The organism is Nocardioides caricicola, from assembly GCF_039541135.1.
Taxonomy (GTDB): domain Bacteria; phylum Actinomycetota; class Actinomycetes; order Propionibacteriales; family Nocardioidaceae; genus Nocardioides; species Nocardioides caricicola.
This window is the reverse complement of sequence record NZ_BAABFQ010000008.1, coordinates 169,557-189,748: the sequence shown is the minus strand read 5'-3', so window position 1 is coordinate 189,748 and position 20,192 is coordinate 169,557. Positions and strand designations below refer to the sequence as shown.

At 70.3% G+C, this 20,192-nt stretch carries 24 protein-coding genes; 16 read left to right on the top strand and 8 right to left on the bottom strand.

Features of this window, described 5'->3' with window-relative positions:
• The first annotated feature begins 1 nt into the window (after position 1).
• From rplO to ABD875_RS18445, 6 genes are all read left to right on the top strand, one after another.
• The gene (gene rplO / locus ABD875_RS18470; RefSeq protein ID WP_345180917.1) at positions 2–442 is read left to right on the top strand and encodes a 50S ribosomal protein L15; all 441 of its coding nucleotides are present in this window, start codon (positions 2–4) and stop codon (positions 440–442) included.
• Between the two features lie 165 nt (positions 443–607).
• Positions 608–1,921 carry a preprotein translocase subunit SecY gene (secY, locus tag ABD875_RS18465; RefSeq protein WP_345180915.1) on the top strand — a complete coding sequence of 438 codons (1,314 nt, stop codon included), beginning with the start codon at positions 608–610 and terminating at the stop codon, positions 1,919–1,921.
• The gene (locus ABD875_RS18460; protein WP_345180913.1) at positions 1,922–2,497 is read left to right on the top strand and encodes an adenylate kinase; all 576 of its coding nucleotides are present in this window, start codon (positions 1,922–1,924) and stop codon (positions 2,495–2,497) included.
• Between the two features lie 4 nt (positions 2,498–2,501).
• Positions 2,502–3,320, top strand: a complete 819-nt coding sequence (map, locus tag ABD875_RS18455) for a type I methionyl aminopeptidase (RefSeq protein WP_345180911.1) — start codon at positions 2,502–2,504, stop codon at positions 3,318–3,320.
• Positions 3,321–3,472: 152 nt separating this feature from the next.
• A complete protein-coding gene (locus tag ABD875_RS18450) occupies positions 3,473–4,468 on the top strand; it encodes a TerC family protein (RefSeq protein ID WP_345180909.1) in 996 nt (331 codons plus the stop codon).
• A gap of 28 nt (positions 4,469–4,496) precedes the next feature.
• Positions 4,497–5,528: an LLM class flavin-dependent oxidoreductase gene (locus tag ABD875_RS18445; protein ID WP_345180906.1), complete on the top strand. Its 1,032-nt coding sequence runs from the start codon at positions 4,497–4,499 to the stop codon at positions 5,526–5,528.
• Here the strand turns inward: ABD875_RS18445 and ABD875_RS18440 are convergent.
• Together ABD875_RS18440 and ABD875_RS18435 are read right to left on the bottom strand one after the other, a co-directional pair.
• The gene (locus ABD875_RS18440) at positions 5,525–6,568 is read right to left on the bottom strand and encodes a glycosyltransferase family 2 protein (protein ID WP_345180904.1); all 1,044 of its coding nucleotides are present in this window, start codon (positions 6,566–6,568) and stop codon (positions 5,525–5,527) included. The two genes, ABD875_RS18445 and ABD875_RS18440, sit on opposite strands and share 4 nt — an antisense overlap.
• A gap of 9 nt (positions 6,569–6,577) precedes the next feature.
• Positions 6,578–7,624, bottom strand: coding sequence for a glycosyltransferase family 2 protein (locus ABD875_RS18435; protein WP_345180902.1), 1,047 nt, complete (start codon positions 7,622–7,624; stop codon positions 6,578–6,580).
• A gap of 263 nt (positions 7,625–7,887) precedes the next feature.
• Between ABD875_RS18435 and infA the strand changes: the two genes are divergently transcribed.
• The 7 genes from infA (at position 7,888) to rplQ (ending at position 11,773) form a co-directional block, all read left to right on the top strand.
• Complete coding sequence (gene infA / locus ABD875_RS18430; protein ID WP_011757309.1) at positions 7,888–8,109, top strand: translation initiation factor IF-1; 222 nt, start codon at positions 7,888–7,890, stop codon at positions 8,107–8,109.
• A gap of 29 nt (positions 8,110–8,138) precedes the next feature.
• Positions 8,139–8,252, top strand: a complete 114-nt coding sequence (rpmJ, locus tag ABD875_RS18425) for a 50S ribosomal protein L36 (protein WP_004008316.1) — start codon at positions 8,139–8,141, stop codon at positions 8,250–8,252.
• Positions 8,253–8,481: 229 nt separating this feature from the next.
• Entirely contained in the window at positions 8,482–8,856 is a 375-nt protein-coding gene (gene rpsM / locus ABD875_RS18420; protein ID WP_243058867.1) for a 30S ribosomal protein S13, read from the top strand.
• Between the two features lie 65 nt (positions 8,857–8,921).
• A complete protein-coding gene (gene rpsK / locus ABD875_RS18415) occupies positions 8,922–9,329 on the top strand; it encodes a 30S ribosomal protein S11 (protein WP_243058866.1) in 408 nt (135 codons plus the stop codon).
• A gap of 32 nt (positions 9,330–9,361) precedes the next feature.
• Positions 9,362–9,970, top strand: coding sequence for a 30S ribosomal protein S4 (rpsD, locus tag ABD875_RS18410; RefSeq protein WP_345180895.1), 609 nt, complete (start codon positions 9,362–9,364; stop codon positions 9,968–9,970).
• Between the two features lie 112 nt (positions 9,971–10,082).
• Positions 10,083–11,099 (top strand): DNA-directed RNA polymerase subunit alpha, encoded by a 1,017-nt coding sequence (locus tag ABD875_RS18405; RefSeq protein ID WP_345180893.1) that lies wholly within the window; start codon positions 10,083–10,085, stop codon positions 11,097–11,099.
• A 74-nt stretch (positions 11,100–11,173) separates the two neighbouring features.
• Positions 11,174–11,773: a 50S ribosomal protein L17 gene (gene rplQ / locus ABD875_RS18400; RefSeq protein WP_345180891.1), complete on the top strand. Its 600-nt coding sequence runs from the start codon at positions 11,174–11,176 to the stop codon at positions 11,771–11,773.
• A 126-nt stretch (positions 11,774–11,899) separates the two neighbouring features.
• Here rplQ and ABD875_RS18395 read toward each other — a convergent pair whose 3' ends face one another.
• Positions 11,900–12,247 carry a GntR family transcriptional regulator gene (locus ABD875_RS18395; protein WP_345180889.1) on the bottom strand — a complete coding sequence of 116 codons (348 nt, stop codon included), beginning with the start codon at positions 12,245–12,247 and terminating at the stop codon, positions 11,900–11,902.
• A gap of 22 nt (positions 12,248–12,269) precedes the next feature.
• Here ABD875_RS18395 and ABD875_RS18390 point away from each other — a divergent pair, with 22 nt between their 5' ends.
• Positions 12,270–13,142, top strand: a complete 873-nt coding sequence (locus tag ABD875_RS18390) for a carbohydrate kinase family protein (RefSeq protein ID WP_345180887.1) — start codon at positions 12,270–12,272, stop codon at positions 13,140–13,142.
• On the opposite strand, the gene ABD875_RS18385 is transcribed toward ABD875_RS18390, so the two are convergent.
• A complete protein-coding gene (locus tag ABD875_RS18385; RefSeq protein ID WP_345180885.1) occupies positions 13,139–14,794 on the bottom strand; it encodes an NAD(P)/FAD-dependent oxidoreductase in 1,656 nt (551 codons plus the stop codon). The genes ABD875_RS18390 and ABD875_RS18385 overlap by 4 nt on opposite strands.
• Positions 14,795–14,835: 41 nt before the next feature.
• Here ABD875_RS18385 and truA point away from each other — a divergent pair, with 41 nt between their 5' ends.
• Positions 14,836–15,636, top strand: a complete 801-nt coding sequence (gene truA / locus ABD875_RS18380; protein WP_345180883.1) for a tRNA pseudouridine(38-40) synthase TruA — start codon at positions 14,836–14,838, stop codon at positions 15,634–15,636.
• Complete coding sequence (locus ABD875_RS18375; RefSeq protein ID WP_345180880.1) at positions 15,629–16,237, top strand: class I SAM-dependent methyltransferase; 609 nt, start codon at positions 15,629–15,631, stop codon at positions 16,235–16,237. Before truA ends, ABD875_RS18375 begins: the two co-directional genes overlap by 8 nt.
• Here ABD875_RS18375 and ABD875_RS18370 read toward each other — a convergent pair.
• Genes ABD875_RS18370 through ABD875_RS18355 form a run of 4 tightly spaced genes read right to left on the bottom strand, consistent with a single transcriptional unit; the run spans position 16,234 to position 20,186 of the window.
• Positions 16,234–16,899, bottom strand: coding sequence for a maleylpyruvate isomerase family mycothiol-dependent enzyme (locus ABD875_RS18370; RefSeq protein ID WP_345180878.1), 666 nt, complete (start codon positions 16,897–16,899; stop codon positions 16,234–16,236). The two genes, ABD875_RS18375 and ABD875_RS18370, sit on opposite strands and share 4 nt — an antisense overlap.
• 22 nt (positions 16,900–16,921) lie before the next feature.
• Positions 16,922–18,271: an ABC transporter substrate-binding protein gene (locus tag ABD875_RS18365; protein ID WP_345180876.1), complete on the bottom strand. Its 1,350-nt coding sequence runs from the start codon at positions 18,269–18,271 to the stop codon at positions 16,922–16,924.
• Positions 18,268–19,311, bottom strand: coding sequence for a branched-chain amino acid ABC transporter permease (locus tag ABD875_RS18360; RefSeq protein WP_345180874.1), 1,044 nt, complete (start codon positions 19,309–19,311; stop codon positions 18,268–18,270). The genes ABD875_RS18365 and ABD875_RS18360 overlap by 4 nt, the downstream gene beginning before the upstream one ends.
• Positions 19,308–20,186 (bottom strand): branched-chain amino acid ABC transporter permease, encoded by an 879-nt coding sequence (locus ABD875_RS18355; RefSeq protein WP_345180872.1) that lies wholly within the window; start codon positions 20,184–20,186, stop codon positions 19,308–19,310. The genes ABD875_RS18360 and ABD875_RS18355 overlap by 4 nt, the downstream gene beginning before the upstream one ends.
• Positions 20,187–20,192 lie beyond the last annotated feature (6 nt).

Here is a 20,192-nt window from a genome sequence, read left to right as displayed (position 1 = left end):
CATGACGGTCAAGCTGCATCACCTGCGGCCTGCCCCCGGCGCCAAGACCGCGAAGACCCGCGTGGGTCGCGGTGAGGGCTCGAAGGGCAAGACGGCCGGTCGCGGTACCAAGGGCACCAAGGCCCGGTACCAGGTCCCCTCGGCCTTCGAGGGTGGCCAGATGCCGATCCACATGCGGCTTCCGAAGCTCAAGGGCTTCAAGAACCCGTTCAAGGTGGAGTTCCAGGTCGTCAACCTCGACCGGATCAGCGACCTGTTCCCCGAGGGCGGCACGGTCGACGTCGACGCTCTCGTGGCGAAGGGCGCCGTCCGCGACGGGCACCCGGTCAAGGTGCTCGGCCAGGGCGACATCTCGGTGAAGGTCCAGGTCTCCGCCAACGCGTTCTCGGCCTCCGCCAAGGAGAAGATCGAGGCCGCCGGCGGCACCACCACCCTGGTGTGAGCCACGGGTGACCCGCTCCAGCGCTCCGGGCGCGGCGGTCCTGTCTGAGGCAGGACCGTCCGCGCCCGATGCGCATTCTGGGGGTTGCGGCCTGCCTGTTAGGCTTCCACGGGTCCTTGCGAGCGAGTCGCAGGGGCCGCTTCATGCTTGGAGAAAGAGGATCTCGTGCTGAGCGCGTTCGCGAACGCTTTCCGGACCCCGGACCTGCGACGGAAGTTGCTGTTCGTCCTGATGATCATCGCGATCTTCAGGTTCGGGTCCCAGGTCCCGACCCCGGGCGTCAATGTCGCCAACGTGGAGACCTGTGTCGACGTCGTCAACTCCGGCGCCAACGCTGAGCTCTACAGCTTGGTGAACCTGTTCTCCGGCGGAGCCCTGCTCCAGCTCACGGTGTTCGCGCTCGGCATCATGCCGTACATCACCGCGAGCATCATCCTCCAGCTGCTCGTCGTGGTCATCCCGCGGCTCGAAGCGCTGAAGAAGGAGGGACAGGCCGGCCAGACCAAGATCACGCAGTACACCCGGTACCTCACGCTCGGCCTCGCGGTCCTGCAGGCCACCGGGATCGTGGCGCTGGCCCGCTCGGGCCAGCTGCTCCAGGGCTGTGACCCCGAGCTGTACCCGCTGCTGCACAACGACGGCACCGCGACGTTCCTGGTCATGGTCGTCACGATGACCGCCGGCACCGCCGTGATCATGTGGCTGGGCGAGCTGATCACCGAGCGCGGCATCGGCAACGGCATGTCGATCCTGATCTTCACCCAGGTCGTCGCGACGTTCCCGGCCTCCCTGTGGAAGGTCCAGAAGGAACAGGGCTGGTGGGTCTTCGGCATCGTGCTGCTGATCGGCCTGGTCATCATCGCCGCGGTCATCTTCGTCGAGCAGGCGCAGCGCCGGATCCCGGTGCAGTACGCCCGCCGCATGGTCGGCCGCAAGATGTTCGGCGGCAGCTCGACCTACATCCCCCTCAAGGTGAACCAGGCCGGCATCATCCCGGTCATCTTCGCCTCGTCGCTGATGTACCTGCCGGCGATGCTGGCGTCGTTCAACCCGGAGGCGGACACCTGGTGGTCGAACTTCGTGAACGACTACCTGGTGCAGACGGGCAGCCCCGTCTACATGGGCATCTTCTTCGTCCTCATCATCTTCTTCACCTACTTCTACGTGTCCATCACCTTCAACCCTGAAGAGGTGGCGGACAACATGAAGAAGTACGGCGGCTTCATCCCCGGGATCCGGGCGGGCAAGCCGACTCAGGACTACCTGTCCTACGTCCTCTCCCGCATCACGCTGCCCGGCGCGCTGTACCTCGGCATCATCGCGCTCATCCCGCTGATCGCGTTCGCGATGATCGGGGCCGACCAGAACTTCCCGTTCGGCGGCACCAGCATCCTGATCATGGTCGGCGTGGCCCTCGACACGGTCAAGCAGATCGAGAGCCAGCTCCAGCAGCGCAACTACGAAGGATTCCTCCGCTAAATGCGTCTGATCATCATGGGCCCGCCGGGGGCGGGCAAGGGCACCCAGGCGAAGTTCATCGCCGAGCACTTCAAGATCCCCGCGATCTCCACGGGGGACATCTTCCGCGCCAACGTCTCGCAGGGGACCGAGCTCGGTCTCGAGGCCAAGCGGTACATGGATGCCGGTGACTACGTCCCCGACGAGGTCACCAACCTGATGGTGCGCAACCGCATCGACGAGCCCGACGCCGCCAACGGCTTCCTCCTCGACGGCTACCCGCGCACGCTCGCGCAGGTCGAGGAGCTCGACGGGATGATCCGGTTCACCGGACATCGGCTCGACGCCGTGGTGGTCCTGACCGTCGACCAGGACGAGATCGTGGGCCGGCTGCTGCAGCGCGCCCAGGTCGAGGGCCGCGCCGACGACACCGAGGATGTCATCCGCCGGCGCCAGGAGGTCTACCTCGAGCAGACCGAGCCGCTGATCGCCGTCTACCGCAGCCGCGGGCTCGTGGTCGAGGTCGACGGCATGGGCGAGGTCGCCGAGGTCACCCAGCGCATCTTCGCCGCGCTGGACATCATCCCGGAGTCCTGAGCCGATGGGGCTCCTCGACCGCGGGGTCGAGATCAAGTCGCCCGAGCAGATCGACCTGATGCGCCGGGCCGGCCTCGTGGTCGGCCAGACCCTGGAGCTGCTGCGCGCAAGCGTGCGCGCCGGCATCAGCACCGGCGAGCTCGACGCGATCGCGGAGGACAACATCCGCAGCTCCGGCGCGACCCCGTCGTTCAAGGGCTACCACGGCTTCCCGGGCTCGATCTGCGCGTCCGTGAACGACGAGGTCGTCCACGGGATCCCCGGCGGGCGTGTGCTCGCCGAGGGCGACGTCATCTCCATCGACTGCGGTGCGATCGTCGACGGCTGGCACGGGGACGCCGCGATCACGGTGGCCGTCGGCGCCGTGCCTCCCGAGGTGTCCGAGCTGATGCGGGTCACCGAGGAGTCCATGTGGCGCGGCATCGCCGCCGCCCGGCTCGGAGGCCGGGTCACCGACATCTCCCACGCCGTCGAGCGCCACGTCCGCGGTCAGGGCCGCTACGGGATCCTCGAGGACTACACCGGCCACGGCATCGGCTCGGAGATGCACATGGCGCCGAACGTGCCGAACTACGGCCGCCCCGGCAAGGGCCCCAAGCTGGTCGAGGGCATCGCCCTCGCGGTCGAGCCGATGCTCACGCTCGGGAGCAAGCACACCGAGCTGCTCGAGGACGACTGGACCGTCGTCTCCGAGGACGGCAGCTGGGCGGCCCACTTCGAGCACACCTTCACGCTCACCTCGACGGGCACGTGGGTGCTCACCGCCCTCGACGGCGGGGAGGCCGCGCTGTCCGCGCTGGGTGTCCCGTTCGGTGGCCGTTGACTGAGATGTGCTTGGATGGGCACCGCAGGGGGGAGTATTCCTTCGCTGCGGTCTCGTCAGTACGAGCTACCAGCTCCGGGGCCGTGGGTCGTCACCAGGACGGCGGAAGAGACTCCTGACGACTTCGTGTCCCCTCACCCCAGGAGCTGTCTGTGGAAGTAACGTCCCTCGAATGGGGCATCACCATCGCGATCACGGTCGCGGTGCTCGCGTTCGACGTCATCGTCATCGCGCGTGACCCCCACGAGCCGTCTTTCCGCGAGTGCGCCGTCGCGCTGAGCGTCTACATCGGTGCGGCGATCGCCTTCGGCGTCTGGGTGTGGACGTTCCATGGCCACGACTACGGCATCGAGTTCTACGCCGGCTGGTTGACCGAGTACTCACTCTCGATCGACAACCTCTTCGTCTTCATCATCTTGATGGCCGCGCTGCGCGTCCCCCGGGAGTACCAGCAGGAAGCCCTGATGGTGGGCATCATCCTGGCGCTGGTCTTCCGCGGCATCTTCATCGCGCTCGGCTACCAGCTGATCGAGAACTTCAGCTGGGTCTTCTACGCCTTCGGTGCGTTCCTCGTCTACACCGCGGTCTCGCTGGTGAAGAGCTATCGCAGCCACGAGGACGAGCATCCGGAGGAGAACCGGATCGTGAAGTTCGCCCAGTCGCACCTCAACGTGGGCGACGAGTACCACGGCCTCAAGCTCTGGTACCACCAGAACGGCGCCCGCGTCGTCTCCCCGATGCTGATCGTGATCATCGCGCTCGGCACCACGGACCTGCTGTTCGCGCTCGACTCGATCCCGGCGATCTTCGGCATCACGCAGGAGCCGTACCTCGTGTTCACGGCCAACGTGTTCGCGCTGATGGGTCTGCGCCAGCTGTACTTCCTGCTCGGTGGCCTGCTGGAGCGGCTCGTGTACCTCTCGCTGGGGCTGGCGTTCATCCTGGCGTTCATCGGCGTCAAGCTGGTCCTGCACGCGCTGCACGAGAACGAGCTGCCGTTCATCAACGACGGTCACCCGGTGCACGTCCCGGACATCTCGTCGCTGCTCAGCCTCGCGGTGATCATCACGACGCTGGTCGTCACCGCGGTCGCCAGCCTGATCAAGGACGGCCGGGACCGCGCCAAGGAGGAGGCGGCGGCGGAATAGCGCTCCGGGGATCGTCGTTCACCCGACGATGCCTCAGCTCTCCGTCCTCGACCTCGTCCCTGTCCGCTCCGACCAGGCGACGGGCGACGCGCTCGCCTCGACCCTGTCCCTGGCGCGGGTCGCCGACCAGCTCGGCTACCAGCGCTACTGGCTCGCCGAGCACCACAACATGCCGGCGGTCGCGGCCACGAACCCGCCGGTGCTGATCGGGCTGGTCGCCGGTGCGACCGAGCGGATCCGGGTGGGCTCCGGGGGCGTGATGCTGCCGAACCACGCGCCCCTGGTGGTCGCCGAGCAGTTCGCGCTGCTCGAGGCGGCGTTCCCGGGACGGATCGACCTCGGCATCGGGCGCGCGCCCGGCAGCGACCCGGTGACGTCGTACGCGCTGCGGCACGGCGCCGGGGGAGTGAGCGACGAGGCGGTGACGCGGTTCCCCGAGTACGTCGACAACGTGCTCGCGATGATGGAGCCCGACGGCGTCGGCCTCAGCATCCAGGGGCGGACCTACCCGCTCAAGGCCACGCCCGGCGCCCGGGGTGTCCCGATGATCTGGCTGCTCGGGTCGTCGGACTACTCCGCACGGCTGGCGGCCGAGAAGGGCATGCCCTACGTCTTCGCCCACCACTTCTCCGGCTCGGGCACGGCCGAGGCGCTCGCGCTCTACCGGTCGACGTTCAAGCCGTCGCCGGAGCTCGCCGAGCCGAGGACGTTCCTCACCGTGAACGCGGTGGTCGCTGAGACCGAGGAGGAGGCGGCCCGCCTCGCGCTGCCCCAGCTGCAGGCGATGCTGGCGTTGCGCACGGGCCAGGAGCTGAGTCCGCAGCGGCTCGTCGAGGAGGCCGAGAAGGTCGAGCTCCCGCCGGCGCACGTCGAGGTCGTCGAGGCGATGGCGCAGCGCTGGGTGATCGGCGCGCCCGACCAGGCGAAGCGACGCATCGACGACCTCGCGGCGGCGTACGGCGTGGACGAGGTGATGGTGCACCCGGTCGCGGGTGCCTACGCCGGCACCGAGCCGGGTGCCAGCCCGGCGCGCGAGGAGACGCTGCGCCTTCTGGTCTAGGGCTGCGTGAGCGGTCGCAGCCGAGCCGCGTCCGGCTCCCGGCCCAGGCTCTCGTAGAGGCTCACCAGCTGGCGGGCGGCGAGGAAGGTGCCGTGGCCGATGGTCGCGCCCGGGAGGCTCGAGTCGCCGAGGCTCAGACAGGTCAGCCAGGCGTCCTCGGCGAGGGGCAGCACCTCCGGCTGCAGCTCGGGGTGTGCCAGCGCATGCTGGTGCAGCGCATGACCCAGCATGAACTGGAAGTCCGCCGACCCCTGCCAGTGCTCCAGCTCCGACACCGCGAAGTCGATCGCGTCCTGGGTGCGCCCGGTCATCACCAGGCAGGCGAGGAACCGGACGACGAACGGGTGCCGCCACGGCGGTGGGGTCGGGCCGGTCGGTCCGGTCAGCTGGTACGCGCGCTCGAACCCCAGGCACGCAGCGGCGGGGCTGCGCGCGACGTCGTGGGCGCGGGCGAGCTGGAACCAGAGGAACGGGTTCTCCGGATCCTCCGCGAGGGACATCTCGAGCAGGCGGCGGTTGCGCCCCGCCTTGCTCGCGAGCTGCTCGGCGAGGTAGCCGTCGTGTTCCAGGCGGACGTCGAGGGCGCGCTCCTCGCCGATCACGTCCGGCTGCTCGTGGATCCGACCGGTGTAACGGGCGCCGCTGGGGAGCACCCGGACCTGGCGGATCATCGTCACGGTGCCGTCGCTGGTCGGGCTGGCGATCTCGACCGCCCCGGTGAACACCGGCTCCGCCGAGCGCAGGGACGTGACGACCTCCGCGCCGGAGACGAGCCACTCGTCGGCGTCGAGGACCAGCACCCAGTCGCCGGTGCAGTGGCCGAGCGCGACGTTGCGCGCCGCGGCGAAGTCGTCGGCCCACGTGACGTGGTGGACGGTCGCGCCCGCCGCCTCGGCCAGCGCGACGGTGTCGTCGGTGGAGCCGGTGTCGACCACGACCATCTCGTCGACCAGCTCCCGCACGCTCTCGAGGCACCGCTCGATGCAGCGGGCCTCGTCGCGCACGATCATCGCCAGGGAGACCCGGTACGTGGCTGTCACCCGCGGAGCCTACTGCCGTACGGCGAGCGGCCGGACCCGTTCCGCGTCCTGCTCGCGGCCCTGGCGCTCGTACAGCCCGACGAGCTCGCGCGCCGCGAGGTAGCTGCCGTGGCCCTCGATCGAGCCGACGAGCCTGGCGTCGCCGAGGGCGAGGCAGGTCTGCCAGGCCTCCTCGGCCATGGGCAGGACCTGCTCGGCGATCTCGGGATGGGCGAGCGCGTGCTGGTTCAGGGCGTGCCCCAGCACGTAGAGGAAGTCCGAGGAGTGCTCCCAGTGGGGGAGCTCGTCGGCGGCGAGGTCGACGGCGTCCTGGGTGCGACCCGCCAGCAGCAGGCTGGCGACGTACTGCACCACCAGGCCGTGCCGCCAGGGCGGGGAGTCCGGCCGGGTCGGACCGTCGAGCTGGTTGGCCCGCTCGAAGCCCAGGCAGGCGGCGGCGTGGGCGCCGGCGTGCCCGTGCTCGCGGGCGAGCTGGTACCAGAGATAGGCGTTCTCGGGGTCCTCGACGAGCGCCATCTCGAGCAGCCGCTGGTTGCGGCCGACCTTCCGCTCCAGCTGCTCGGCCTGGTAGCCGTCGGTGGCGATGCGGATCGCGAGCGCCCGCTCCTCGACCTCGAGCTGGGGTTGCTCGTGGACGCGACCGGCGTAGCGGGTGCCGGCGGGGAACACCCGGATCGACGGGCTGGTGCTCACGACGTCTCCGCGGGTGCGACCGACGATCTCCACGATGCCGGCGTACGTCGGGGCGGTGGAGCGCAGCGCCTCCAGCACCTCCGCGCCGTCCTCGAGCCAGTCGTCGGCGTCGAGCATCAGGATCCAGTCACCCGAGCAGTGCTCGAGCGACACGTTGCGGGCGGCGGCGAAGTCGTCCACCCACGCGGTGTGGTGGACGATGGCGCCGGCGTCGCGCGCGAGCTGTACCGTGGTGTCGGTCGACCCGGTGTCGACGACCACCATCTCGTCGACGTGGTCGCGCACGCTCTCCAGGCACCGGGTGATGCAGCGGGCCTCGTCCCGCACGATCATCGCCAGGGACACGCGGTAGGGCTCGCTCACCCGGTCAGGCTAGCGGCCGGGTCCGCGCGGGCGGATTGTGGATTCGGGTCCCGCTCCGGCTAGACTGGCGTGTCGGCCCAACGTGGGTCTGCTTCGTGGTGCCTCGCGGCTGCCCAGATGTACGCCTGAATCGCTGGAGACAGCGCTTCGGCCGTGCGCCTGGGAAGAGGTCCACCAGGCGGCTGCACGAGGTCCACCACCGCACCAGCGGTGGAGGTTCCCGGGCCACACGGTAGACAACCAACCGACAGATTGTGGAGGACATGCCGAAGAAAGAAGGCGTGATCGAGATCGAGGGCACCGTCGTGGAGGCCCTGCCGAATGCCATGTTCCGCGTCGAGCTGAGCAACGGGCACAAGGTTCTCGCCCACATCAGCGGCAAGATGCGCCAGCACTACATCCGGATCCTCCCCGAGGACCGCGTGGTGGTGGAGCTCTCGCCGTACGACCTCACGCGAGGTCGGATCGTCTACCGGTACAAGTAACCGCCGAGCAGCCGAAAAGAGGACTGACCGTGAAGGTCAACCCGAGCGTCAAGCCGATCTGTGACAAGTGCAAGGTGATCCGTCGCCACGGCCGCGTCATGGTCATCTGCGAGAACCCGCGCCACAAGCAGCGCCAGGGCTGATCTCGCACGTTCGTACCCGACGGAGTCGGGGCCGAACGAGGCGAGATCAGTAGGAGGCCGCGAAGCGGGCTCCTACCGCTTGAAGAGCAACAACTGAAGAAAACACAACGTGATCGCTTAGCAGGAAGACCTGCGAATCACCCCCGGAGCAGATGGCTGGGGCCTGGACACACGAGGACAGGACGCGACACGACCGAAACCGCTGCGAACAACAAGAAGGACAAGCCACATGGCACGCCTCGTTGGTGTTGACCTCCCGCGCGACAAGCGCATCGAGATCGCACTCACCTACATCTACGGCATCGGCCGTACTCGCGCCCAGCAGCTCCTGGCCGCCACCGGGGTCAACCCGGACCTGCGCGTCCACCAGCTGGGTGACGAAGAGCTGGTCAAGCTCCGCGATGAGATCGAAGCCAACTTCAAGATCGAGGGTGACCTCCGTCGTGAGGTCCAGGCCGACATCCGCCGCAAGATCGAGATCGGCAGCTACCAGGGTCGCCGCCACCGCCAGGGCCTTCCGGTCCGCGGTCAGCGCACCAAGACCAACGCTCGTACCCGCAAGGGCCCGAAGCGCACGGTTGCCGGCAAGAAGAAGGCGAAGTGACCCTTCGCGTTCGCGCGAGTCACTGAGCTCTCACCCACAGACCAGCTACTTCAGGAGATAACTGCATGCCTCCCAAGAGCCGCACCGCGGCCGGCGCCAAGAAGGTGCGCCGCAAGGAGAAGAAGAACGTCGCCATCGGCGAAGCTCACATCAAGAGCACGTTCAACAACACGATCGTCACGATCACCGACCCGACCGGTGCGGTGATCTCGTGGGCCTCGGCCGGCACCGTCGGCTTCAAGGGCTCGCGCAAGTCCACCCCGTTCGCCGCGCAGATGGCTGCTGAGGCCGCTGGTCGCCGGGCGATGGAGCACGGCATGAAGAAGATCGACGTCTTCGTGAAGGGCCCGGGTTCGGGCCGCGAGACGGCGATCCGCTCCCTGGGTGCGATCGGCCTCGAGGTCGGCACCATCCAGGACGTCACGCCCACGCCGCACAACGGCTGCCGCCCGCCCAAGCGTCGCCGCGTCTGATCACGCGACCGAGAACAGGAGACTTGTAGAAAATGGCCCGTTACACCGGCCCCATGACCAAGAAGTCGCGCCGTCTCGGCGTCGACCTCGTCGGTGGCGACCAGGCTTACGAGCGTCGCCCCTACCCTCCCGGCCAGCACGGCCGCGCCCGCATCAAGGAGAGCGAGTACCGCTCGCAGCTGCAGGAGAAGCAGAAGGCTCGCTTCACCTACGGCATCCTCGAGCGCCAGTTCCACAACTACTACGTCGAGGCCTCGCGTCGTTCCGGCAAGACCGGTGACAACCTGCTGCAGCTCCTCGAGTGCCGTCTCGACAACGTGGTGTACCGCGCCGGCTTCGCCCGGACCCGCCGCCACGCGCGTCAGCTCGTCGTGCACGGTCACTTCAAGGTGAACGGCAAGAAGGTCGACATCCCGTCGTACCAGGTGTCGGCCCACGACGTGATCGACGTGCGCGAGAAGTCGCTGGAGATGACCCCGTTCATCGTGGCTCGCGAGACCCACGGCGAGCGCGTCGTTCCGGCGTGGCTCGAGGCCATCCCCTCGCGGATGCGCATCCTGGTGCACCAGCTTCCCGTCCGGGCGCAGATCGACCTGCCCGTCCAGGAGCAGCTCATCGTCGAGTACTACTCGAAGAAGTAATCCGGGAGGCGCCCCGATCATCCGCAAGGGAATCGGGGCGCCGACCATCCTTCCGTCACTCAGCACATTCGGGCCCTTCAAATAGCGGTCGGACCCGGAAAGGAAAGAACAAGTGCTCATCGCACAGCGCCCCACCCTGTCGGAAGAGACCGTCGACGAGTTCCGCTCGCGGTTCGTCATCGAGCCCCTCGAGCCCGGCTTCGGCTACACGCTCGGCAACTCGCTGCGCCGTACCCTGCTGAGCTCGATCCCCGGTGCGTCGGTCACCAGCATCCGGATCGACAGCGTCCTCCACGAGTTCTCGACCATCGAGGGCGTCAAGGAGGATGTCACCGAGATCATCCTCAACCTCAAGGGCCTGGTCGTCTCCTCGGAGCACGACGAGCCCGTCACCATGTACCTGCGCAAGTCGGGTGCCGGTGACGTCACCGCCGCGGACATCGCTCCGCCGGCCGGCGTCGAGGTCCACAACCCCGACCTCAAGATCGCCACGCTGTCCGACAAGGGCACGCTGGAGATGGAGCTGGTCGTCGAGCGTGGCCGCGGCTACGTGTCGGCCGTCCAGAACAAGGGCGCGGACAACGAGATCGGCCGGATGCCGGTCGACTCGATCTACAGCCCGGTCCTCAAGGTGACCTACAAGGTCGAGGCCACCCGTGTCGAGCAGCGCACCGACTTCGACAAGCTCGTCATCGACGTCGAGACCAAGCCGTCGATCCGTCCTCGCGACGCGATCGCCTCGGCCGGCAAGACCCTGGTCGAGCTGTTCGGTCTGGCGCGCGAGCTGAACGTCGAGGCCGAGGGCATCGACATCGGCCCGTCGCCGGTCGACGAGCAGCTGGCTGCCGACCTCGCCCTCCCGGTCGAGGACCTGCAGCTGACCGTCCGCTCCTACAACTGCCTCAAGCGCGAGGGCATCCACACCGTGGGTGAGCTCATCAGCCGCTCGGAGCAGGACCTGCTCGACATCCGCAACTTCGGTGCGAAGTCGATCGACGAGGTCAAGGCCAAGCTGGTCGAGATGGGCCTGTCCCTCAAGGACAGCGCGCCCGGCTTCGACCCGCACGCCGCTCTCGCGGCGTACGGCGATGACGACGACGACGCCTTCGTCGAGGACGAGCAGTACTGAAATCAAATCGACCCGTCGCCTGACGGGTCGTCTACCCCGGTACCTGATACGGCCGGAGAGAATCGAGAGAGACAATGCCCAAGCCCACCAAGGGTCCCCGCCTCGGCGGTAGCCCGTCCCACCAGCGCCTGATCCTGGCGAACCTGGCCACCCAGCTCTTCGAGCACGGCCGGATCACCACGACGGAGTCCCGCGCGCGTGCCCTGCGCCCGCACGCGGAGAAGCTGATCACCAAGGCGAAGAAGGGCGACCTGCACAACCGTCGCGAGGTCCTCAAGACCATCCGCGACAAGTCGGTCGTCCACACCCTCTTCACCGACATCGCGCCGACGTTCGCGGAGCGTCCGGGTGGCTACACCCGGATCACCAAGATCGGTCCCCGCAAGGGCGACAACGCGCCGATGGCCGTGATCGAGCTGGTGACCGAGGCCTACAAGCCGAAGCCGGCGAGCACCAAGAAGAAGGCCGCTCCGGCCGCTGCCGCCCCGGAGCCGGTCGTCGCCGAGGACGCTCTCGTGGAGGACGTTGCCGAGGAGACCGCTGCCGAGGAGACCGCCACCGAGGAGGCGCCCACGGCGCAGACCGACGAGGCGTCGACCGAGGAGAGCGTCGTCGCCGAGGAGGAGCCCGTCGCCGACGAGGCCCCCGCCGAGGAGACCGACGACAAGGCCTGATCCAGGCCCCTGCTTCACCACCGACCCGCCGGAGCGATCCGGCGGGTCGGTGTCATTTCGGACGACGTCGAGTCGTGACCAGAACTCCCGATTGAACGGACCGGAAGTCCCGATTCAACGTGGTGGTCACCAGGCGTTCTCGACGAGGCGGAGGGCTTCGGGGAGGGTGAGGCCCTGGCGGCGGGCGGTGTCGACGTACGTCGCGGCGGCGTCGCGGACGTCGGCGCCCGGGGTGGCTGACGCGATGAAGGTCCCGCGGCGGCCCTCGGTGGTGATCACGCCGTCGGTCTCGAGGGCGCGGTAGGCCTTGGCGACGGTGTTCACCGCGACGCCGAGGGTCTCGGCGAGGGCGCGGACCGTCGGCAGCCGGGTACCGGCGACGAGGTCACCGGACGCCGCCCGCCGCGCGATCTGGCTGCGCAGCTGCTCGTACGGGGCGGTGCCGGAGGCCGGGTCGAGCGGGTGCACGTCCATGCGGGCATGGTAGAGACGTCCCATGCAGAGCGTCCTGGTCATCGGTGAGTCGCTGATCGACATCGTGCACCGCGCGGACGGTCGGAGCGTCGAGTACGCCGGGGGCAGCGCGGCCAACGTCGCCGTCGCGCTCGCGCGCCTCGGCCGGCCGGTGCGGTTCGTGACCGCGTGGGCCGACGACGCCCGGGGCCGGGTGCTGGCCCGGCACCTGGCGGACGCGGGCGTCGACCTGGCCAGCGACCCGGTCGTGCTCGAGCGGACCGCGACGGCGGCGGCGACGATCGGCGTCGACGGGTCGGCGTCGTACGAGTTCGACCTCAGCTGGCGCATCGGCGAGGTCGAGGTGGCCGAGCCCGTCGTCGTGCACGTCTGCTCGATCGGCGCGGTGCTGGAGCCCGGGGCCGGTCAGGTGCTCGAGGTGCTGCGCGGGCTGGAGGGGGCGACGGTCACCTACGACATCAACGTGCGGCCCGCGATCACGGGCACCGGGCCGGACCTGGTCGCCCGGGTCGAGCGGATGGCCGCGGCGGCCGACGTGGTCAAGGCGTCCGACGAGGACCTGGAGGCGTTGTACCCGCACCTCGACCCGACGGCTGCGGCCCGGCACGTGCTGACGCTCGGGCCGTCCGCGGTCGTCGTGACCCGCGGCGGCGACGGCGCGACGTGGGTGAGCACCGAGCACACCGTCGAGGTCGCCTCGCTCCCGGTCGACGTCGCCGACACCATCGGGGCGGGCGACACGTTCGGCGCGGCCGTGATCGACGCGCTCTGGGACCGCTCGCCGGACCGCCTGACGACCGCCGAGATCGAGGAGGTCCTCGCCCACGCGGCCCGGGCCGCCGCGGTCACGGTGTCGCGACCGGGCGCGGACCCGCCGTACCGCTCGGAGCTCTAGGGCGCCAGGTAGGCGTGCACGAGCGGCACGACCGACGCGCCTTCTCCGCTCGCCGAGGCGACCCGCTTCATCGAGCCCGCACGGATGTCGCCGGCGGCGAAGATGCCGGGCACCGTGGTCGCGAGCGGCTCCGGCGGCAGGCCGTCGGCCCAGAAGTCCTGGGGCACGTCGCGCCCCGTCAGCACGAAGCCGCGCGCGTCGCGCGCGACCGCGCCGGGCAGCCAGTCGCAGCGCGGTTCGGCGCCGAGCAGCAGGAACAGGCCGTACGCCGGCACCCGCTCCCGCTCGCCGGTCTGGACGTCCTCCAGCGCCAGCCACTCGAGCCGGCCGTCGCCGCCGCCGTCGACGACGGCGGTGCAGGTGCGGACGTGGATGCGGCTGTTGTACTCGATCTCGCCGATGAGGTACGCCGACATCGTCTCCGCGAGGCTGGGCCGGCGGACCAGGATCGTCACCGAGCGGGCGAACCGGGCCAGGTGGACGGCGGCCTGGCCGGCGGAGTTGCCACCGCCGACGACGTACACGTCCTGGCCCTCCATCTCGCGGGCCGCGGTCATCGCGGCGCCGTAGTAGACGCCCATCCCGACCAGCTCCTCGACCGGGTCCACGCGGAGCTTGCGGTAGGCGACGCCGCTCGAGACGACGACCGCGCGGGCGCGGACCTCGCCGGTCTCGGTGCACAGCACGTGCGGGTCGCCGCCGGTCCCGGGCCGCAGCTCGTCGACGACCTGGCCGGTGAAGAACTGCGCGCCGAAGCGCAGCGCCTGGTTGCGGGCGCGCTGGGCCAGCCGCATCCCGGAGATGCCCCGCGGGAAGCCGAGGTAGTTGCGGATCATCGAGCTGGTGCCGGCCTGCCCGCCGATCGCCTCGGCCTCGAGGACCACCGTCGACAGGCCCTCGGACGCGGCGTAGACCGCGGCGGCGAGCCCGGCCGGCCCGCCACCGACCACCGCGAGGTCGACGACGTGGTCGAGGTCGAGCTCGGTCGGGGCGCCGTACATCGCGACCGCGACGTCGCGGACGCTGGTCGCGTGGACGACCGGCCGGTTGATCGCGCACACGAGCGGGTACGCCGGCTCGCCGTCCCACTGATCGAGGACGTAGCGACCTCCGTCGGAGTCGGGCTCGTAGACCTTGTTCGGCATGCCCATCCGGTCGAAGAAGTCCTGGATCGCCAGCGTCAGCCCGTCGCGCACCGGGCTGACGATCTTGACCGAGACGACCTCCGGGTCCGCGACCGTCGAGCCCCAGTCGGAGAGCAGGTCGGTGATCGCGTTGTGGAACTCCTCGTCGCGGGTGCCGCGCGGCATGAGGAGGAACGCGTCGTACTTGCCCTTCGCCATGCCGGGACGCAGGCCGGGCGCGTCGGTGATGAACCGGTCCCAGTGCGCGGCGATCACGCGGCGCGCGGTCGGCACCTTCTCGCGCAGCTTGTGGAAGCAGACCAGGACCTCGGCGTCGGGCAGCACGGACTCGCTCGCGAACAGGGCGACCGTGCCGCCCGCGCGGACGATGTCGTGGGTGACCTGGAGTGCGTCGTGGCAGGACCGCGCGAGGCGGACGTCGTACTCCGCGACGTAGCGGCCGAACCCGGCCTGCATCTCGTCGGGGTGCGCGGGTGCGATGAGGACGATGGCGGGGGCAGCACTCACGATGAACAGCCTAGGAGTGGCCCGCAATAGGATTCCGAGTCGTGCGCATCCGCCTCGACCTCGCCTACGACGGCTCGGCCTTCCACGGCTGGGCCGCCCAGCCGCGGCTGCGGACCGTGCAGGGCGAGCTGCAGGCGGCGCTCGCGACCCTGCTCCGCGTCGAGTCGGTGGCGGTGGTGTGCGCAGGGCGGACCGACGCGGGCGTGCACGCGCGCGGGCAGGTCGTGCATCTCGACGTGGAGGAGCCGATCGACCCCGCGCCACTCGTGCGCCGGCTCAACGGGATCCTGCCCGCGGACGTGCGCGTCCACCGCGCGGTCGAGGCGCCGGGCGGGTTCGATGCCCGCTTCGGTGCGCTGTGGCGGCGCTACGCCTACCGGATCGCCGACCGCGCCGAGTCCGTGGACCCGCTGACCCGCAACCACGTGCTGGCCTGGCCGCGGCCGCTGGATCTGGACGCGATGAACGCGGCGTCGGCGCTGCTGGTCGGCCGCCACGACTTCGCGTCGTTCTGCAAGCAGCGGGAGGGCGCGACCACGATCCGCACCCTGGAGGAGCTGTTCTGGGTCCGCGGCGAGGACGGCGTGCTCGTCGGCACGGTCCGGGCCGATGCGTTCTGCCACAGCATGGTGCGCTCCCTGGTCGGCTGCCTGATCGCGATCGGCGAGGGCCGGCAACCGGTGTCGTGGGCGGGGGAGATCCTGTCGGCGGAGGCGCGGAACCCCGCGGTGGCGGTCGTGCACGCACACGGGCTGACCCTGGAGGAGGTCGCCTACCCGGCCGACGCCGAGCTCGAGGCGCGCGCCGTACAGACGAGGGCGAAGAGGATTGCCGGTGAGTGACGAGCAGGACCACTACTTCAGCGCGGACCCGGCGGTGCCGTTCGAGCGCGAGACGTTCACCTGCGAGGTGTGGGGCCACGAGCTGACCCTGGTCAGCGGGTCGGGCGTGTTCAGCCGCGGGCACCTCGACCACGCGACCGCGATCCTCTTCCGCGAGACCGAGCCGCCCGTGCAGGGCCGCTTCCTCGACCTGGGCTGCGGGTACGGCGCGATCGGGCTGGCGATCGCCGCCGCGGTGCCGCTCGCCTCGATCACCGCCGTCGACGTCAACGACCGCGCGCTCCTGCTCGCGAACGAGAACGCGAGGGCCATGGGCGTGCAGGGCCGGTTCATCGCCTGCCGTCCCGAGCAGGTTCCGACCAACGAGGTGTACGACGAGATCTGGTCGAACCCGCCCATCCGGATCGGCAAGCAGGCGCTGCACGAGCTGCTGCTGACCTGGCTGCCGCGGCTCGCCCCGGACGGGCGGATGGTGATGGTCGTCGGGAAGAACCTTGGCGCCGACTCGCTGCAGCGCTGGCTCGGCGAGCAGGGCTGGCCGACCGAGCGGCTCGCGAGCGCCAAGGGGTTCCGGGTGCTGGAGACCCGCGCCGCAGGCTAGGGAGCGATCGGCAGCGCCAGCAGCGCGGCCGCCGCCGGGTCGTCGGACACCGTGCGGTGCCAGAGCATCAGCAGCACGTCCGTCGCCGGGGCGCGCACCTCGACCTCCGGAAGCGCGTCGCCCACGACGACCGGGTCGACCTCCAGGTCGGTGGCCACGAGCCTCAGCGTGCCCGGGACCGGCTCGGTGCGGCCGAGCCGCACCTGGCGCGGGTAGAACTCGGTCGCGACCTCGCGGACGCCGTCCCACGCGAGCTCCGGGTCGATCAGCCACTCGTCGACCCGGCCGGCCGCGTCGAGCAGGTCCCGGGTGTGCATGAGCGTCTCGTGGGTCTGCCGGCGCAGCCACCACGCGACGGTCTGCTCGGTGCCGAAGGTCCAGGCGGGCGCGCTGGGCTCGGCGAGCGCGTCGACCAGCGCGCGGGCGTGGCCGGCGTACCACCGCGCCGGGTCGCCCGTGAGCGGCGCCGGCTTCCCGTCCGGGTTGCCCGCGACCACCGCGTGCCGCGCCCACTGGTGGACGCCGCCGAGGTGGTCGACCAGGTCGGCGACCGTCCAGCCGGGGCAGGCGGGTACGGCGGCGACCGGGTCGACCTCGCCGGTGATGCGGGCGAAGTCGTCGGTCGCCGCCGTCAGGAGGGCAGTCCAGTCGTGGTGGGTCACGACCGGATTCTCGTGGATCCGGCTACTCCACGGCGTCGACGTCCGGAATGCCGTCCTCCGGCGGTCCGTCGTCGGCCTGGCCGGAGTCGTCGGTCGCGATCTCCGCGTCGCCGATGTCGGTGACGAGGACGTCGGTCAGCGGCTGGCCGGCGCCGTTCTCCAGCTCCACCAGCTGCAGGCCGGAGATGCCGAGGTGGCTGTCCTCGCTGTAGCGGTACGGCGCGAGGTTGGGGCCCTCGAGCGACGAGCCGACCTCCTCGAGCGCGTCGACGAGCCCCTCGCGGGTGAGGTCCTCGCCGGCCGCCTGCAGCGCCTGGACGAACGTGTAGGCCCACGACATGCCGTAGATCCGGTAGTTGGTCAGCTCCCCCTTGGCGCCGTGCGCGTCCCAGACCTGCTGCCACAGCTGGACCCACGGGTCGTCCTGCGCGTCGATGCCGGGGATGTACTCCGACGTCATCACGCCGTTGAGTGCCGAGGCGTCACCGGGCACGGCACCCTCCGAGAACTGCTCGAGCAGCGAGCCCACGAGCGCCGGGTCGGAGCCGACGTTGGACACGTACCACTGCGGTGCGAAGCCGAGCTTGAGCGAGACCAGCTGGGCGAGCGCCGTGTACGACGGGGTCGTGAACGCCAGCACGATGTCGGGCTTGCTCGCCTGGAGCCCGGCGATCTGCGGGCCGATGTCGGTGTTGCCCGACGTGTAGCGCTGCACGTCGACGATCTGCGAGTCGAGGAACTGGCGGGCGCCCTTCTCGGCGTCCGCGCCGAAGTCGTCGTCCTGCAGGAAGAGGCCGACCTTGGCGTCGGGCATCTCCTCGGCGACGTACTGCCCGATGATCTTGCCCTCGATCTCGTAGTCGGGCTGCCAGCCGAACGTCATCGGCCGCGCCTCCGGGTCGTCGCCCCAGCCCAGCGAGCCCGAGGACACGAACAGGTCGGGCACTCCCTCGTCGTTGAGGAAGTCCACGACCGCGCTGTGGGTGGGCGTGCCGAGCGACCCGACGGTCGCGAAGACCTGGTCCTGGAGCACGAGCTCGTTGGTGAGGCTGCTGGTCTTGGTCGGGTCGTAGCCGTCGTCCTTGACCTCGAAGTCGATCGAGCGGCCGTAGACGCCGCCGTTGTCGTTGACCCAGTCGAAGTACGCCTGAGCACCGGTGGGGATCTCGCTGTAGCCGGGGGCGGCCACGCCGGTGAGCGGGAACGTGCCGCCGACCGTGATGGAGTCCGCGGTGACGCCGACGTCGGACGCGCTGCCGCCGTCACCGGCGCCGTCGTCGTCGGAGCGCCCGCCGGCGCCGCAGGCGGCGACCAGGAGCAGGGAAGTGAGGATGCTGACCGCGCCGGCCAACCTCCTGTGTCGTGTCCTCATGGCGTTTCTCCTTTGACGGTGGTGCGGTGGCGCAGCCAGACGGATCGCAGGCTGCCGACGAGACCGGAGGGGGCGAGCAGGATGACCGCGACCAGCACGACCCCGTAGACCAGCGGGGCGAGCTCCGCGGCCCGGATGTCGTCGAGGCCGGCGGCGACACCCGCGTCGGTGATGACGCCGGGCAGGAACGTCAGCAGCGCGGCGCCCACGAGCGCGCCGGCCAGGCTCCCCAGGCCGCCGAGCACGACGGCGGTCAGCAGGGTGAGGCTGAGCGTGAGGGAGAACCCGCTCGGTGCGGCCAGCCGCACCGACACCGCCATCACGAAGCCGGCGGCGCCGGCCGCGGCGGCGCTCACGACGAACGCCGAGACGCGCGCGCGGCCGAGCTCGATGCCGGCGACCTCCGCCGCGACGTCGTCGTCGCGGACGGCGCGCCAGCGGCGGCCGACCCGGCTGCGCGAGAGGTTCGCGAGGCCGACGTAGGCGACCACGAGCGTGAACCAGCCGAGGAAGGCGACGTACTTGCTGGGGGTGAGGTCCTGGCCGGTGACGAAGTACGCCGCGTCGAGCACCCAGTCCGGTGCGTCGGGGACCCGTACCCGCAGGCCCTGCTCGCCGCCGAGGGTGTCGCCGAAGTAGAGCGCGATGCCGGGGACGGCGACGGCGAGCGCCAGGGTGGCACCGGCGAGGTACGGGCCGTGCAGGCGGGCGGCGGCGATCCCGATCACGGCACCGACCGCGAGGGTGACCACCGTCGCGACCACGAGCACCGCCAGCAGCGGCAGGGCGGGGTCCTCGTCCTGGAGGAGGAGCGCGGTCGTGTACGCGCCGATCGCCATCAGCGCGCCGTGGCCCAGCGAGATCTGGCCGTTGAGCCCGGTGAGGATCGTCAGGCCGCCCGCGGCGATGCCGAGGTAGGCCATCTGGGTGAGCTGGACGGCGCGGAAGTCGTTGACCGACGTGAGCACCAGCACGATCACGACCACCCCGAGGGCGGCCAGGACGAGATGGCTGCGCAGCAGCGCGCTGACCCGGGTCATACGCGCCGCTCCCGGGCCTGGGCGAACAGCCCCCGGGGCCGCAGCAGCAGCACGACCATGAGGATCGCGAGCGCGGCGAGGGCGACCAGCTCGGATCCGACGTACCCCGACACCAGGCTCAGCGAGACACCGAGCAGCAGCCCGCCGACGACCGCGCCGGCGGGACTGTCGAGGCCGCCGAGCACGGCGGCGACGAAGCCGTAGACGACGACCGCGTCCATGTAGGCGGGGTGCACGAGACTGCCGCCGGCGATGAGGAGCCCGGCCAGCGAGCCCACCAACGACGCCAGCGCCCAGCCCAGGGTGAGCATGTGCCCGACGCGGACGCCGAGCAGCCGGGCGACCTCCTGGTTGTACGCCGCCGCGCGCATCCGCAGGCCGAGGTCGGTGAACCGGAACAGCAGCACGAGCAGCCCCATCACCGCGAGCACCGCGAGGATCGTGAAGATCCCGAAGCCGGTCAGCGCGATCGTCATGTCGCCGACCTCCATGCCGCGGATGCCGAACGCGGCCGGGAACGATCGGTAGCGGTTGCCGAACACGACCGACGCGAGCGCGTGCAGGACGATGAACAGCCCGAGGGTGAGGATGACGGCGTTGAGCTCGGCCTTGCCCTCGACCGGCCGGACCAGCACCCGCTCCACGACGGCGCCGAGCACGAGGCCGGCCAGCAGGGCGGCGGCGAAGGCGAGCCAGTAGGAGTGACCGCCCTCGATGATCCGCAGCGCGACGAACGTCGTGACCATCGCCATCGGCGCCTGGGCGAAGTTCACGATGCGCGTCGAGCGCCAGATCAGCACCAGCGCCAGCGCGAAGGCGGCGTAGACCATGCCGAGCGTCAGGCCGCCGAGGAGGGTGTTCACGAGCTGCTGCACGGTTCC